The organism is Flagellimonas aurea (assembly GCF_017313785.1).
Taxonomy (GTDB): Bacteria; Bacteroidota; Bacteroidia; order Flavobacteriales; family Flavobacteriaceae; genus Flagellimonas; species Flagellimonas aurea.
Genome location: NZ_JAFLNL010000006.1, coordinates 215,911 through 231,235, shown reverse-complemented (window position 1 = coordinate 231,235; position 15,325 = coordinate 215,911). Strand labels below are relative to the sequence as shown.

Here is a 15,325-nt window from a genome sequence, read left to right as displayed (position 1 = left end):
AAGTAATCATTAAACCGCATTTTTTGAATGTGCGTCCCTGTGCATTTCCGGTACTTGTAGATGTAACGAACGTGCAATGACTGAAAATGAGATCAAAGTCTTGATGAAGAAATACCTCAATGGTACCATTACCAAGGAGGAAGAATCTCTGTTGGAAGAGTTTGATTATAAACTGCTCTCAAAGAATCATCAAAACGTATTTAAAAACTCCAAGCATAAAAACAGCATCGGTCAAAAGCTGGCCAAAAGCATCAATAATTCCAAGAGAAGGAATCCTTTGCTAAAATGGGCACAAGTTGCCGCATCACTCACCCTGTTAATGGGACTCAATTATTTTATTTACACCAATACTGTAGAACATGAGGTAGTGGAATCTTACGAGGAGGTAACTAAAAGTACGGATTGGGGACAAAAATTGAATCTGGTTTTGGCCGATGGCACCGAAGTGTACCTAAACTCGGGCAGTACCATAAAGTTCCCTAAACTATTCGAAGCCGATAAGCGGGTAGTGGAGTTGGATGGTGAAGCCTTTTTTGATGTGGCAGAAAACCCTGATAAACCTTTCATCATAAAATCTGGAGAGGTGGAGACCACAGTTTTGGGAACATCTTTCAATGTAAATACCTATTCCGAAAGCAATCAAGTGGCCGTAACCGTAGCCACGGGAAAAGTAAAGGTGGCTTCTAAGGAAAAGGAAATCTTCTTGATGCCAAACGAACAAGGTGTGTTCGATAAGCAATCAAAGTCCATTTCAAAGAAGAAAATTGATATCGCAGCCTTACTACATTGGAAAGATGGTATCATTCATTTTGAAGATGCTGAACTTTCCAAAGTACTCGAGACTTTGGAGCGATGGTATGGAGTGACCTTTGAAGTGGATAATGAAAACATAGGGGATTGCCATCTAACCGCATCCTATAATAACGAAAGGTTGAGTGCCGTCCTAGAAAGCATCGTTTATGCGAAAAAGGGAATCAGCTATGAGTTCCTGAGCAGCAAAAAAATTCAATTAATGGGAAAATGTACAGACTAAAACCAACTTAAATCAAACATCAACAAACTATGACATAAAAACAAACTCATTAAAAAAAGAGACAGCCCATTACACTTTGGCGAGCGGAAATAGGCTGTCGATAGTTCAATAATTACAAATAATCATAACCATTTAAACATTATGTGAAATTATGAATTCACTAACTATTAAACAATTAATCAAGTTGACATTCCATACATTTTGCTTTCTGATTGTTTTGTCCCTGCTGAATCCGGTGCTTGCTGCCGATGCCAGAGGTCAGAACTTGGAAAGTTTTAAGGTGGATCTGTCTGTGGACGACGCCACCGTAGTAGATGTGCTGAGACAAATTGAAGATCAAACCGATTTCAAATTTGTATATGACCGCAAAGTGGATAGGTTACAGAATACCTATAACATTGCATACCAAAACGTTTCATTGAAATCTGTTTTGGAATTGATGGCCAAAGACGCCGACCTTACTTTTAGAAGAATAAACAATACCATTTCCATAGATGTAAAGCCAAAAGCCCCTAAAAGAGTGGTTGAAGTGGTTTTTCTGACAGTTACCGGGCAGGTAACCGATGAAAACGGAGTTCCCTTGGCAGGTGCATCCGTAATGGAAAAAGGCAAGGGCAACGGTACCATTACCGATTTTGATGGAAACTATACCATTGAGGTCGAGGATGATGCCGTGCTTCAGGTTTCCTATTTGGGATACAAGTCACAAGAAGTTGCGGTAAACGGACAAAGCACCATTAACATACAATTGGAGCAAGATGCGACCATGTTGGAAGATGTTGTTGTGGTTGGTTACGGTACTCAAAGAAAGACAGATGTGACCGGTTCAATCTCTTCCGTGGATAGCGAGGATTTTAACAAAGGAATTGTAATGAACCCAGGTCAGCTTTTACAAGGTAAGGTTGCCGGTGTAAATATTTCCAACGTAAGCGGAGAACCGGGTGCACAGCAGGATGTAATCATAAGGGGTGTTGGTAGTCTTCGTTCCGGGACAACACCCTTATATGTAATTGACGGATTTGCCCTGGACAACACCAGCACCGGGGTGCCGACCAACCCATTGAACTTCATCAATCCACAGGATATTAAAAGCATAGATGTGCTAAAGGATGCCTCTGCTGCCGCCATTTATGGGGCAAGGGCCGCCAACGGGGTAATCGTGATTACCACAAAAAGAGGCAAGGCCGGAAGGACCCAAATGGATCTGAATGTTTCTACAGGCTTTTCAAGCTTGGCCAATCAGGTAGATGTTTTCTCCGCAAATCAGTTTAGACAAGAGGTTGTTGCCGCAGGTGGTACTTTGGATGATGGCGGGGCCAATACCAATTGGCAAGATGCCCTTAGCAGAACCGGTTTCACCAAAAATGTTAACTTGGCCATGAGCGGAGCATCCGAGCAATTCTCATACCGAGCTTCTTTGGGAGTTAACGACCAAGAAGGAATTCTTAGGGGCAACGACCTAAAGCGTTATTCAGGTCGATTGAACTTAACTCAAAAAGCATTCAATGATCGATTAAAAATCGAGTTCAATATGACCGCTACCAGAACGGAGAACCTTCGTGCCGATTCTGATGCCATAGTAAGGGATATGCTCCAATTGAACCCTACACTGCCATTGTATGTAGATGGAGAGCCAGCTTTGTTGGACAACATGCTAAACCCGTTGACACGAGAGCGAATCTATAGCGATGATGCCGTGAACCATCGTATTCTGGCCAATTTGGCACCATCGGTAGAAATCGTAAAAGGCCTTACCTATAAATTGAACTTGGGTGTGGACTACTCTTCTACCGCTAGGGACATACAGCTAAAACCATACTCGCTGTTGGAAGATTTTGTCAGGGGCGAACTGAACAGCATCTATACGACCAATAAGAACAGTCTTATTGAAAACACTTTGACTTACAATTTGATGACTGACAGGCACAACTTTACCTTCTTGGTCGGACACACCTATCAAGAAACCTTTGTGCACCAGAAAAGTTTTGAAATGGAGGATTTCTCCGATAACGGGATCGATCCAAAATATCAAGATCAGATCAGCTCCGAGGATATGCCCACCTATATGAACACCTATGCAACCGAGAACGAGCTGCAATCCTTTTTTGGAAGGGCCAATTATGTGTTTGACAATAGGTACATGTTAACAGCCACAATGAGAGCGGACGGGTCATCCAAATTTGGAGGCAACAATAAATATGGGTATTTCCCTTCTGTAGCTGCCGGTTGGAACATTATGAACGAGGAATTCTTGAGCTCCAATTCAACCATCAACAACTTGAAGTTAAGAGCGAGTTGGGGTAGAACAGGTAACCAGGAGATACCTTCAAAAATTACCAAAAGAAGTTTTACCGATAGCAGGGACAATAACGACTCTTATCCGATAAATGGTGACGAAAGCACTTTGGCAGACTATCCTTACGGCACCATATTTACGCGTTTGGCAAATCCAGATATTCAGTGGGAAGTGTCGGAACAATTGGATTTTGGTCTCGATTTTGGCCTGTTCAACAACCGTTTGTCCGGTACCTTGGATTACTTTAACAAAGTATCCGAAAACATTTTGTTGGAAGTGACCCCGGCAGACCCTGTTCAACCTACCGATAAATATTGGACCAATATTCCGGATATGGAAATCAAGAACAGCGGTATTGAATTCTCTCTGGATTACCATAGCGACTATAGCAAAGATTTTTCCTATAACATCGGTGGTAACCTGGCCTATACCAAGAACGAGGTGTCCAATTCGCCTTATGAAGTGTTGACCACGGGAGCGGCACAAGGGGCCGGACAGACAGATGCGACCATTAATGGAAACATCAATGGGGAGCCTATCGGTGCCTTCTACATGCAGGAATTCCTGGGAATCGGAGATGACGGACTTAGTATTTTATCAGATGACAGAAAAGTGGTTGGTAGTGCATTGCCAGATTTGATCTATGCCTTTTACCTAAACTTCAACTATAAGAATTTTGACCTAGGGTTGAATTTTAATGGAGTGTCCGGGAACAAGGTGTACAACCATACAGCAATGTCCTTGTTCAGCAAAGGACTCCTGACTTCCAACTTTAACACCACGTCCATTGCCACACAGTTTCCAGAGGAGGATATTACCAACTCCAATGCCGTATCCACAAGATACTTGGAGGACGGTGATTTCTTGAGGTTGAACAATGCCACATTGGGATACAACCTAAACCCGGCGTTGATAGGGCTGGATGGATTGGTGAATGCCATTCGCTTGTCCATAACCGGACAAAACCTATTCGTAATCACCGATTATAGTGGATTTGACCCAGAGATCAATTCAAACTTGACGATTGACGGGATACAGACCTTTGGTATAGATTACTTCAACTATCCCAAAACAAGAACCCTTGTTTTTGGCTTAAACGTATCATTCTAATCAAAAAAACACTTCAAAAAATGAAGAATAAAATAATAATAGCATTATTTGGAATAGGCTTGCTCACCAACATAAGCTGTACAGATCTTGAAGAAGAAGTTATTGATGAATCCCTTGAGGGTAGCGGTCAGGCAGAAGCAATCAGCGGTGCCATTGCCCCTGCCTATGGGCAAATAGCATGGACTTGGAGGCATACCAACTACTATGGATTGCAACTGATTCCCGCAGATGAGGCCATATTGCCGTACCGTGGCGGAACGGATTGGTATGACAACGGGAAGTTTTTGGATGCCCATTCACACGACATCGCGCCCAGCAATGATCTTGTGGGAAGCTCTTGGAACGAAGTGACCCGAAATATTTCCAGAACCATTACGGCAATAGAAGTGTTGCAACCTCTTGCCGAGGCCGGGGATACACAAGCAGAGGGAGCTCTGTACGAAATGATCGCATTGAGGGCCTATTTGAACATGCTGACCTTGGATAGTTGGGGATTGGCCTTTAGGAAAGAAATTTCAGGTGAACTATCGGAGATTTTAAGAGGGCAAGAAGCCATCGATTATATTGAAAGTGAATTACTGTCCGTTGTGGATGTAATCAATACAAGCAGGGGCCCAGGAAGGATTACCCAGGCTGCCGTTTGGGGCTTTTTGGCACGATTGAGCTTGAACGCCGCAGTGTATCGCGACCCATATGGAACTCCGGATTTTACTACCGAAGATATGAACAATGTAATCGAGTATACCGATAACATTATCAATTCAGGAATGTTTTCATTGTCCCCAGAGTATTTTGAACTCTTCAACGATGATAACCACGACAATCCAGAGTTGATTTTTGCACTGGACCAGCGTGGCGTAATGAACAACGAACATAGCCGTTGGGCCTATTGGTCCTTGGCAGGTTCTTGGTATCCTCGACCAGAGCATCCAAGTGCTGATGGAACCGATGGCCCGGCAATTACATCCGATTTTTATCAAACTTGGGTAGATGCCTACGGGAATGTAGATCCGGCAGAGGCAGATGCAAGATTCTATCAGGAAAATCAAATGATTCCAGCAGAGCTTCAGGACTTGACAGGAGTTTCTCCCGAGAATGATGAAGACCACTATTACTGTGTTTCCGCTGACGATTTTGAAATCAATAGAGGTATCATCCGAGGAGTAATTTGGGGACCTCGTAAGGACGAGAACGGTGCTTTTTATACTTGTGATGAAGGTTACCGTATTTATCCAGTGATTCAAAGAAAAGGAAATGGCCCTGACAGGGATGTGGATTATGTGAACCATAATTTGCAGGTGGATTTTACCAACGAGGGCAGATTGCACAAAAATGGTTACCGTGTTTCCAAGTATCAGTTTAGCCGTACATCTCCAAATGGAAACAACTATAGCAGTGTTGATTTGGTATTGATGCGTTTGGCGGAAATTTATTTGATGCGTGCAGAAGCAAAACTGAGATTGGGCGACAATGCAGGTGCCCTTGCCGATGTGAATACCGTAAGAACTTCAAGGACAGCACGTCCGGCTCAAACTCCGGCAGCATTACCAGCGATTGATTTGGAAATTTTGTTCCGTGAAAGGGGATTTGAACTCTACTGGGAAGGTTTCAGAAGAGGAGACCAGATTCGATTTGGGCACTACGAGGACACTTGGACAGAAAAAACGGATGACAACGTATATCACAGATTGTTCCCGATCCCACAAGATGCAATAGATGGAGCATCCAATGTTGCAGGATATTTGAAACAGAACGAAGGTTATTAAAATCAGGTGTATTTTTTAGCTGAGCGGCAAGTTGGTTTTTCCACTTGTCGCTTACATTTTTATAAACAACAAAAAAAGAGCATGAAGATTTTATATCGAATGGTTATTGCGGCAATGGCTGTTTTAGGCCCGGTGGGCTGTAGTACTAAAAAAGAGCAAGAACAGAAACAAGTAGCTTCCAAAGAACCCTTGAGCATCATTTTTATGATTGGTGACGGAATGGGTGTGCCACAAGTCTCATCCGCCTATTATTTTGGCGACAGCTTGCCGAATTTTTCACGGTTCAAACAAATTGGATTTCATCAAACATCGGCAACGGATTACACCATTACCGATTCGGCCGCAGGGGCCACGGCCTTCTCCACTGGTGAGAAAACCTATAAAAGAGCCATAGGAGTGTCTTCGGATTCCCTTCCAAGGGAAACTATTTTGGAGCAACTCCAGGAGCAAGGATACCAAACCGGGTTAATAAGTCTCACCACCATAACACATGCAACACCTGCCAGTTTTTATGCACACGTCACTGACCGTGATATGCACGAGGAAATTGCAGCTCAGTTGATAGATGTCGAAGTCGATTTTTTTGCAGGTGGAGGTAAAAAGTTCTTCAACCAAAGAGAAGATGGCAAAGATCTTTTCGCAGAATTACTATCCAAGAACTATCATTTGGATACCTTGGAGCTTTCAAAACCTGAAACCGGTAAAAAAAATGCCTATGTGCTGGCAGATGAAGGAATCCCTTCAAAAATTGAAGGCAGGGGCGATTATTTGTCCGAAGCCACCAAAATGGCCTTGGATTATTTCAACCGGAAAGAAGCACCATTTTTTATGATGGTGGAAGGATCATACATAGACTGGGGCGGCCATGCCAAAGATGCAGAAATGATGATATCCGAAGTGTTGGATTTTGATAAGACCCTCGGTGTTGTATTGGATTATGTGAAAGCAAATCCCAATACGCTGTTGGTGGTCACCGCAGATCATGAAACAGGCGGAGTGAGCATAGGCAAACACTACCAGATGGATGAAAGTACGGGAGAAAAAAAGGAGGTTCCCGAAAAAGTATCGGTATATTTCAATACCGATCAGCACAGTGGCGAGTTAATTCCGGTTTTTGCCAATGGCCAGGGAGCGGAAAACTTTCAGGGAATTTACGAGAACAACGAGATTTACCATAAAATGTTAAAAACCTTAAATCAAGCAAAATGAGAAAAAGAGCCTGTTTGTTGGTTATTGCCGGATTAGTGCTGTTCATTTCCGGAAAAGTTTTTGCCCAGAACAGTTACAAAATCCACTCGCATAACGACTACGCACAAGAATTGCCATTCTGGTATGCATACAGTAGCGGAGCATCATCCATCGAAGCTGATATTTTTTTGAGGAACAATGAGCTTTATGTTGCCCATGCGGAAGAAGAAATTGTGGAAGGGTATACTTTGGACAAACTATATTTGAATCAACTCAGTAATCTGGAAACATCCGGAAAACTTAGGGAACTTCAATTGCTTATCGATATTAAATCAGAAACATACGCCACCTTGAAAAAGTTGGAGGAAGTATTGAAGGAGTACCCGGCACTTATTGATGGCGACAACGTAAAGTTTGTGATTTCAGGAAATCGACCAAAACCAGAAGAGTACAAAAACTATCCTGATTTTATTTGGTTCGACCATCAAAATTTGGATGACCTTGCTACTATCGATTTGAGCAAGGTCGCATTGGTGAGCACGAGCTATAAAAACTATTCGGTATGGAACGGCTATGGAAGAATGACCGGCCCGGATTTGGCCAAAGTAAAAGATGTGATTTCCATGGCCAAGGCATCCGGAAAACCATTCAGGTTCTGGGCCACACCGGATACAAAGACTGCCTGGGCACGTTTGGCCAAATTGGGAGTAGATTTCATCAATACGGACAAACCGGCACTGGCAAAACAATATTTGGACGATGTGGACAAAAACACTTTTACATTGGAATCGCCAGTTGAGGTTTATACACCCAAATATGAATATGATGCCGATTCCAAACCTGCCAATATCATTTTAATGATAGGAGATGGAAACGGTCTTGCCCAGATTTCATCGGCCATGATTGCCAATAGGGGGCATCTTACCATGACTTCATTAAAAAACATCGGGTTGTCCAAGACGGCTTCTTATGACGACTTGGTTACCGATTCGGCGGCCGGGGCTACCGCTATGGCCACAGGGAAAAAGACCAATAACCGTGCAATTGGTGTGGGACCAAATGGTGAAAGTTTACCCAATTTAACCGATGAGCTGAGCAAGAAAGATTTTAACACCGCCATAGTTTCAACAGATGCTATTTATGGTGCCACGCCATCATCTTTCTATGCCCACAGGGTAGAACGGGATGACACCCCGGGTCTGGTAGACGATTTAAAACGCAGTCAGTTAAATCTTTTTGTTGCCGGTGGTGAAGGAGAGAAGAAAAGTATTGAAGAAAAATTTTCCACCACTGACCTTTCTTCTTTCAGTGGATTGGACGAACCAATAGCAATCTATCTAGGGGACAATAAGGCGCCATCCAAGGCAAATGGTAGAGGAAATGCACTTCCCAAAAGTGTTGCCAAAACGCTTCAGGTTTTGGGGGCAAAGAACAATCCTTTCTTTTTAATGGTGGAAGCGGCCCAAATTGATAACGGTGGACACTCCAACAGTACCAGCGATATTGTTCTTGAAATGTTGGACTTTGACCTTGCCATTGCTGAAGCTATAAAATTTGCGGACTCCAATAAGAATACCCTGATCATCATAACTGCGGACCATGAGACCTCTGGTTTTGGAATTGTGGGAGGTGATTTGGAAAAAGGTACGGTACAGGGGGATTTCTTAACAGTAGACCATACGGGAATCATGGTGCCCGTATTTGCCTATGGACCTGGAGCCATTAATTTTAACGGGGTTTATGAAAATACAGAGATCTTTAAAAAAATCTTGGATTCTTTGAAGTAGCATAAGATCAAGGACATCTTTGTTCAAAGATGTCCTTGATTTTTTCCAAGACACATTATCAAGTCAACACCCTGTGCTCTGAAATAAAATCATGAATCGTAACTATTGGGAGCAGGATTAGATTCCTTAATTTTGTACCATATTTCTTTCAAAGAAAAACTATGGACAAGGATTTAGGTCGTTTGCTTTATAACTATCTGATTGAGTTGGGAATGGCAGAAGGCATTGCAACTTACATCAATTTGATTGTGCTGATGTTGGTGGTCCTAATACTGGTGCTCTTACTCGATGTACTGATTTGGAAGATTCTAAGGGGGGTTTCCGTTCGCTTGGCCAGAAAGTCCAAGAATAATTTCGATAATTTTTTGGTTGCCCATAGGGTTCCGAGGTACGTGGCACATGTAGTTCCGCTCACCATTTTATTGGAGTTTGTGCCCGTAGCGTTCGAAGATTTTGATTACGCCGAAATGATAGCACTCAAGACCATTAAGATTCTTTTTGTTCTTCTGGTCTTGGTCATATTCCGTAAGTTTTTTAAAAGTGTAAATGACTATTTAAAAACCCGCCCCAAGTTTAAGGATAAGCCCATAAACAGTTACGTGCAGGTATTTATGATCTTCGCATGGATCGTGGGGATACTTACCATTTTTGCCATTGTTACCGGTACTACCGTTTGGAAATTTTTTACGGCATTGGGTGCGGCATCAGCAGTGGTACTGCTTATTTTCAAGGACTCCATTTTAGGCCTGGTGGCCAGTATCCAGGTGACCATAAACGATATGGTCCGTATCGGGGACTGGATTACTTTTGAAAAATATGGAGCCGATGGCGATGTGGTAGAGATTAGCTTGGCAACGGTCAAAGTCAGGAATTTTGACATGACCATTACTACCATTCCCACCTATGCATTGATTTCCGATTCTTTCAAGAACTGGAGGAGCATGCAGGTTTCAGGGGGAAGGCGAATCAAAAGGTCCTTGATCATAAGGCAAAAGAGCATTCGTTTCTTGACCGAAGAAGAAGTGGAGAAGCTTAAGAAAATACAATTGGTGGAAGCTTATATTGGTGCCAGAAACGAACAGATCAAAGCCTACAACCAAGATAACAAAATCAATAAAGAATTATTGGTGAACGGAAGGAATCTCACCAATTTCGGTGTTTTCCGGAAGTATGTGACGACTTATTTGGAGGGTCATTCTGCTATCAATAAGAGCATGACCTTGATGGTAAGGCAGTTACAGCCAACCCCACAGGGCATTCCTTTGGAAATTTATGCGTTCAGTTCTGACAAAAGATGGGAAAATTATGAATATGTAATGGCCGATATATTTGATCATCTGCTCGCTGCTCTACCATATTTTTCTTTGGAGCTTTTTGAGCTTCCTGTTACAAAAGATTTTGTTCCTGTCGAGGAAGACGAACCTAAATCCTGATTTTTAGGGCAAAGCGGCGGCCAAAGCAATTTCCACCATATCCTTAAAAGAACTTTCACGGGCCTGGGCCGATAATCTTTCCTTCGTCACCAATGAATCCGAAATGGTAAGAATGCTCAATGCTCTTATGTTGTATTTTGCAGCTATGGTATAAAGTCCAGCTGTTTCCATTTCCACACATAGAACACCGTATTGGGCCCACAGTTTGTATTCCTCGGGGTCATCTACATAAAATTCGTCGGAAGAAAGTACATTGCCCGCTTTTATAGGAATTTTATGCTCTTGCGCATAGTTTACAGCTTTTATAAAAAGCTCAAAATTGGCGGTAGGGGAATAGTCAGAGTTGATAAACTTGGAGTTGTTCATACCCGAGGTAGTTGAGGCGGCCATGGCCAATACCACATCGTTTATTTTTACTTCTTCTTGATAAGACCCTGCAGAACCCACGCGGATAATGTTCTTGACCCCATAATCTTGAATCAGTTCGTGAAAATAGATCATCGCCGAGGGCATACCCATACCACTGCCTTGTACTGATATTCTTTGGCCCTTGTACGTTCCCGTGTAACCGAGCATACCACGTATTTTATTATAGCAAAAGGCATCTTCAAGAAAAGTTTCCGCAATCCATTTGGCACGGAGGGGATCTCCCGGCATTAAGACCGTGTCGGCAATCTCTCCTTGTTTGGCTTCAATATGGGTGCTCATTATATGTTTTTATTGGATTAATGATGGCCCGGATGAGGTTCCAATTCGTGAAACACCGAGTTCTATAAATTTTAAGGCCTGTTCATGAGTTTTAATTCCTCCTGAAGCTTTGATTTTTGCGTTATCGCCCACAATTCTTTTCATGAGTGCGACATCTTCCAAAGTGGCGCCCCCAGTTCCAAATCCTGTAGAGGTTTTTAGAAAATCCGCCTTTGCTTCAACTGCTAAAGTACAGGCTATTTCTTTTTCCTCATTCGTAAGGAGGCATGTTTCGATAATTACTTTTAATACATGGTCGCCTATGGCTTTTTTTATCGCTTCGATTTCAGCTCTAACGGCATCATAATCTTTCGATTTCAACCATCCAATATTGATTACCATATCTATTTCATCCGCTCCATTTTCAATACAGTCGACCGCTTCTAGTACTTTTGCCTTGGAAGACATGGCGCCCAATGGAAAACCAACTACGGCAGCAATTTTTACATGTGTACCCCTCAGTACATTTTTAGCGGAGGATACATAACAGCCGTTAACGCAAACGGCATAAAAATTATACTCAATGGCCTCTTTGCACAATACTTCAATATCCGCAGTGGTGGCTGTGGGCTTTAAATTGGTATGGTCGATGTATTTTTCCAAGGGAATAATAGCGATTAAAAGTTTAAAGATAACCAACATATACCATTTAATGCTAGGAGGCTAATTGGAGATTTTTATACTCATATCCATATGGTCAGCTTCTTTTTTTTGCATATCAAAATAAACCATGGATTTGTTAGAAATTCTTGAATGAATAACAACGGTATTTGCCAAGAATATAGTAGTTTGCTAGGTGTACTAAACTATGTTTAACAAAACAAATAAAATGAAAAAAATAGTAACATTTGGAGAGATTATGCTCCGTTTGGCCCCTAAGGAAAACCTCAGGTTTTCTCAGGCTTCGGAGTTTAATGCCATTTATGGGGGAGGGGAATCCAATGTAGCGGTATCCTTGGCCAATTATGGCCTTCCCGTTGAATTCGTTACGCGTTTGCCCAAAAATGATATAGGTGAATGTGCACTTATGGAAATGAGAAAGCGAAACGTAGGTACCAATCACATTGTTTATGGTGGCGATAGACTTGGAATCTATTTCTTGGAAACGGGGGCCGTCAGTCGAGGAAGCAAAGTAGTTTACGATAGAGCCCATTCTGCCATGGCAGAGATTCAACCAGGAATGATAGATTGGAAAGAAGTTTTCAAAGATGCCCATTGGTTCCATTGGACCGGAATTACTCCGGCAATTTCACAAGGCGCCGCAGATGCGTGTTTAGAAGCAGTTAAAGTAGCCAGTGAAATGGGACTCACCATTTCAACGGATTTGAACTATCGAGCAAAATTATGGAAGTATGGCGTGGAACCAGAAACCATCATGACACCTTTGGTTTCGTATTGTGATGTGATACTCGGTAACGAAGAGGATGCCCACAAACATTTTGGTATTCATCCCAAAGGACTGGATGTCCATAAAGATGGTAAAGATGTTACGGCAGAAGCATTTTTATCTGTCTGTGAGCAAATGATGGAAAAATTTCCAAGGGCCAAAAAAGTCATAACCACTCTAAGAGGTTCCATTAGTGCGTCGCACAACACATGGGCTGGGGTAATGTACGATGGTAAAAAAATGTACAAGTCGCCAACCTACCAAATTACACATATTGTGGATAGAGTAGGAGGCGGCGATAGTTTTATGGGCGGTCTGATATATGGTTTGAACACGTACAACGATGATCAGAAAGCTTTGGAATTTGCTGTAGCGGCATCCTGTTTGAAGCATACCATTTACGGTGATGCGAATCTTGTTACCGTTGCAGAGGTAGAAAAGCTTATGGAAGGCGATGCTTCAGGAAGAGTGGCAAGATAATTTTTTATTTACCTATCTATACAATCGATTGTGTAAATCGATGAAGAAAAATTAACCGAACAGCATGAATAAGAAAAGCCCCGGAATTCCGGGGCTTTTCAACATATAATTTTTCTATTATTATCCAGTAAAGTAAGAAAGGATACCTATTACTATCACCACCAAGAGCACCGAAAGTACAATATCGATGGTACTATAACTACCTTTTGAATTTATACGGTCCTCGGGGGAAAGTGTCCCAAAGGACAGTCCTTTTATGGTTGCATAGTTTGGTGGAGCGGTTGCCAAAGTGACGGCAATGCACAACGCTACGGAAAAAAGAAACATAAAGATAGCCATGTGAGCAAAGTTTACCGTAGCAAACGCAAACAGAAATCCAGATACCTCTGTTCCTGCTGCAATCTCAGGTTGGTAATAAATCTCTGATCCCAAACGCAGGATCAATAAAACCAATCCCGCCAATAAGGTGGTAATCGCCGCTTTGGAGTTTACCCTTTTCCAGATGATTCCCAATAAAAATACCGTTGTCACCGGCGGTGCAATGTAGGATTGTACATTTTGAAGGTATTGGTACATAACCCCGCCTCCAATTTTGTCCATGATCGGAATCCATATGATGCCCAGCACAACAATAATACCAGTGGCAATCTTGCCAATGGTCAAAAGTTCCCGTTCAGATTTTTCCGGACGTAGTTTTTTGTATATATCAATGGTGAAGATTGTGGAGCATGAATTGAACACGGATGCCAAAGAGCTCATCAATGCGGCCATAAGACCACCTGCGACCAAACCTTTTAATCCAACAGGCAGCAGGGTTTTTACCAACATAGGGAAGGCTCTATCAGCTCTATCTACACTAAAAACCTCAGGATTTTGAATGGTGAGTGCAAAGGCAATGATACCGGGAATCAAGAAAATCAAAATAGGCATCAATTTTAGATATGCTCCAAAAATGGCCCCTCGTCTACCAATTTTAATATTATTGGCCGCCAACGTTCGTTGTACAATATATTGATCAGTACACCAATACCAAATTCCAACAATGGTTCCTCCAAATAACAATCCTGTCCATGGGAAATCCGGGTCGTTCATTGGTCTCCACATATTAAAATGGTCCGGGCTTACAGATGTTACCGTTTCATGTAATTGTCCCCAACCACCTACCTCTTTCAGTCCTAGGTAAGTAATCACCAAAGAGCCCAAAATCAGGATAACGGTCTGTAAGGTTTCGGTATAAATTACGGCTTTCATTCCTCCAACCACGGTATAAATACCAGTAAAGATTACCACACCAATGGCGCCGTACCAAAAAGGTATTCCCAAAAGTTCTGAAACAACGATTCCTCCGGCATAGATGGTTACCGAAACCTTGGTCAATACATAGGCGACCAAGGAAAAAATGGACAAAAACCACCGTGAACGGCTATCGAACCTTTTTTCCAAAAACTCCGGCATGGTAAAGGCTCCACTTCTTATGTAGAATGGTAAAAACAACCAGCCAAGCAAAAGTACGATCCAAGCATGCAGTTCATAGTGTGCCATCGGGGTTCCTGTTTCAAATCCGGTACCTGCCAGACCCACAACATGCTCCGACCCAATGTTGGAGGCAAAAATGGAGGCGCCTATCACAAACCAGCCTACATTTCTACCGGCCAAAAAATAGTCTTCGGTATTTTTGTTCTTCTGGGATACCACCCACACGGCCACACCGATCAAGGCCAAAAAATAAATGCCCAGAACTATCCAATCCGGCCTTTCTAAAACTGATTCCATAATTAAGTTTGATTAGTTAACGAAGTGTTTTTATTATATTGGTTTGATGTATATTCTTAATGTTACGACCTTTCTATATTGTCATTTTTCACAACTTGATCCCACTCTGTTTGTATATATTATAGGTGCTGGCAAATGATTATTTGAACACTTGGCAGGCACATATATTAAAAAGTACATGTTTTTTTTATATCTTTTTTCAAATATAGTTAACGGAATCGATTGCGTAAATTAATTTTTAAATTTCTTTGTGTTGACGCAAACATTTCTAGGGAGATAAAGTTTTTGCTCTTGATCGGAATGAGCCTAAATAGCGCGAAATTTA

Annotated in this window: 10 protein-coding genes; 7 read left to right on the top strand and 3 right to left on the bottom strand. The window is 42.1% G+C overall.

Annotated elements, in window-relative coordinates:
- The first annotated feature begins 103 nt into the window (after positions 1-103).
- The 6 genes from J0656_RS12230 (at position 104) to J0656_RS12205 (ending at position 10,613) form a co-directional block, all read left to right on the top strand.
- Positions 104-1,033, top strand: a complete 930-nt coding sequence (locus tag J0656_RS12230) for a FecR family protein (protein ID WP_207034213.1) — start codon at positions 104-106, stop codon at positions 1,031-1,033.
- Positions 1,034-1,184: 151 nt separating this feature from the next.
- Positions 1,185-4,439, top strand: coding sequence for a SusC/RagA family TonB-linked outer membrane protein (locus J0656_RS12225; protein ID WP_207034210.1), 3,255 nt, complete (start codon positions 1,185-1,187; stop codon positions 4,437-4,439).
- 20 nt (positions 4,440-4,459) lie between these two features.
- Positions 4,460-6,205, top strand: a complete 1,746-nt coding sequence (locus tag J0656_RS12220) for a RagB/SusD family nutrient uptake outer membrane protein (protein ID WP_207034207.1) — start codon at positions 4,460-4,462, stop codon at positions 6,203-6,205.
- Between the two features lie 81 nt (positions 6,206-6,286).
- Positions 6,287-7,414: an alkaline phosphatase gene (locus J0656_RS12215; RefSeq protein WP_237688934.1), complete on the top strand. Its 1,128-nt coding sequence runs from the start codon at positions 6,287-6,289 to the stop codon at positions 7,412-7,414.
- A complete protein-coding gene (locus J0656_RS12210; protein ID WP_207034205.1) occupies positions 7,411-9,180 on the top strand; it encodes an alkaline phosphatase in 1,770 nt (589 codons plus the stop codon). Before J0656_RS12215 ends, J0656_RS12210 begins: the two co-directional genes overlap by 4 nt.
- A 161-nt stretch (positions 9,181-9,341) precedes the next feature.
- Positions 9,342-10,613: a mechanosensitive ion channel family protein gene (locus J0656_RS12205; RefSeq protein ID WP_207034201.1), complete on the top strand. Its 1,272-nt coding sequence runs from the start codon at positions 9,342-9,344 to the stop codon at positions 10,611-10,613.
- A 3-nt stretch (positions 10,614-10,616) separates the two neighbouring features.
- Here the strand turns inward: J0656_RS12205 and deoD are convergent, their stop codons facing one another.
- Positions 10,617-11,321 (bottom strand): purine-nucleoside phosphorylase, encoded by a 705-nt coding sequence (gene deoD / locus J0656_RS12200; RefSeq protein WP_207034197.1) that lies wholly within the window; start codon positions 11,319-11,321, stop codon positions 10,617-10,619.
- A 9-nt stretch (positions 11,322-11,330) separates the two neighbouring features.
- Positions 11,331-11,969 carry a deoxyribose-phosphate aldolase gene (deoC, locus tag J0656_RS12195; RefSeq protein ID WP_207034390.1) on the bottom strand — a complete coding sequence of 213 codons (639 nt, stop codon included), beginning with the start codon at positions 11,967-11,969 and terminating at the stop codon, positions 11,331-11,333.
- A 220-nt stretch (positions 11,970-12,189) separates the two neighbouring features.
- On the opposite strand from deoC, the gene J0656_RS12190 reads away from it, so the two are divergent.
- Complete coding sequence (locus J0656_RS12190; protein WP_207034194.1) at positions 12,190-13,227, top strand: sugar kinase; 1,038 nt, start codon at positions 12,190-12,192, stop codon at positions 13,225-13,227.
- 120 nt (positions 13,228-13,347) lie between these two features.
- On the opposite strand, the gene J0656_RS12185 is transcribed toward J0656_RS12190, so the two are convergent.
- On the bottom strand, positions 13,348-15,000 hold the full coding sequence (locus J0656_RS12185; protein ID WP_207034191.1) for a sodium:solute symporter: 1,653 nt from the start codon (positions 14,998-15,000) through the stop codon (positions 13,348-13,350).
- Between the last annotated feature and the right edge of the window lie 325 nt (positions 15,001-15,325).

What these genes read in the sequence shown, in the direction of transcription:
- J0656_RS12215 (WP_237688934.1), top strand. Translation starts at nt 6,287, where the DNA reads ATGAAGATTTTATATCGAATGGTTATTGCGGCAATGGCTGTTTTAGGC.
- J0656_RS12225 (WP_207034210.1), top strand. Translation starts at nt 1,185, where the DNA reads ATGAATTCACTAACTATTAAACAATTAATCAAGTTGACATTCCATACA.
- deoD (WP_207034197.1), bottom strand. Translation starts at nt 11,321, where the DNA reads ATGAGCACCCATATTGAAGCCAAACAAGGAGAGATTGCCGACACGGTC.
- J0656_RS12205 (WP_207034201.1), top strand. Translation starts at nt 9,342, where the DNA reads ATGGACAAGGATTTAGGTCGTTTGCTTTATAACTATCTGATTGAGTTG.
- J0656_RS12210 (WP_207034205.1), top strand. Translation starts at nt 7,411, where the DNA reads ATGAGAAAAAGAGCCTGTTTGTTGGTTATTGCCGGATTAGTGCTGTTC.
- J0656_RS12230 (WP_207034213.1), top strand. Translation starts at nt 104, where the DNA reads ATGAAGAAATACCTCAATGGTACCATTACCAAGGAGGAAGAATCTCTG.
- J0656_RS12185 (WP_207034191.1), bottom strand. Translation starts at nt 15,000, where the DNA reads ATGGAATCAGTTTTAGAAAGGCCGGATTGGATAGTTCTGGGCATTTAT.
- J0656_RS12220 (WP_207034207.1), top strand. Translation starts at nt 4,460, where the DNA reads ATGAAGAATAAAATAATAATAGCATTATTTGGAATAGGCTTGCTCACC.
- J0656_RS12190 (WP_207034194.1), top strand. Translation starts at nt 12,190, where the DNA reads ATGAAAAAAATAGTAACATTTGGAGAGATTATGCTCCGTTTGGCCCCT.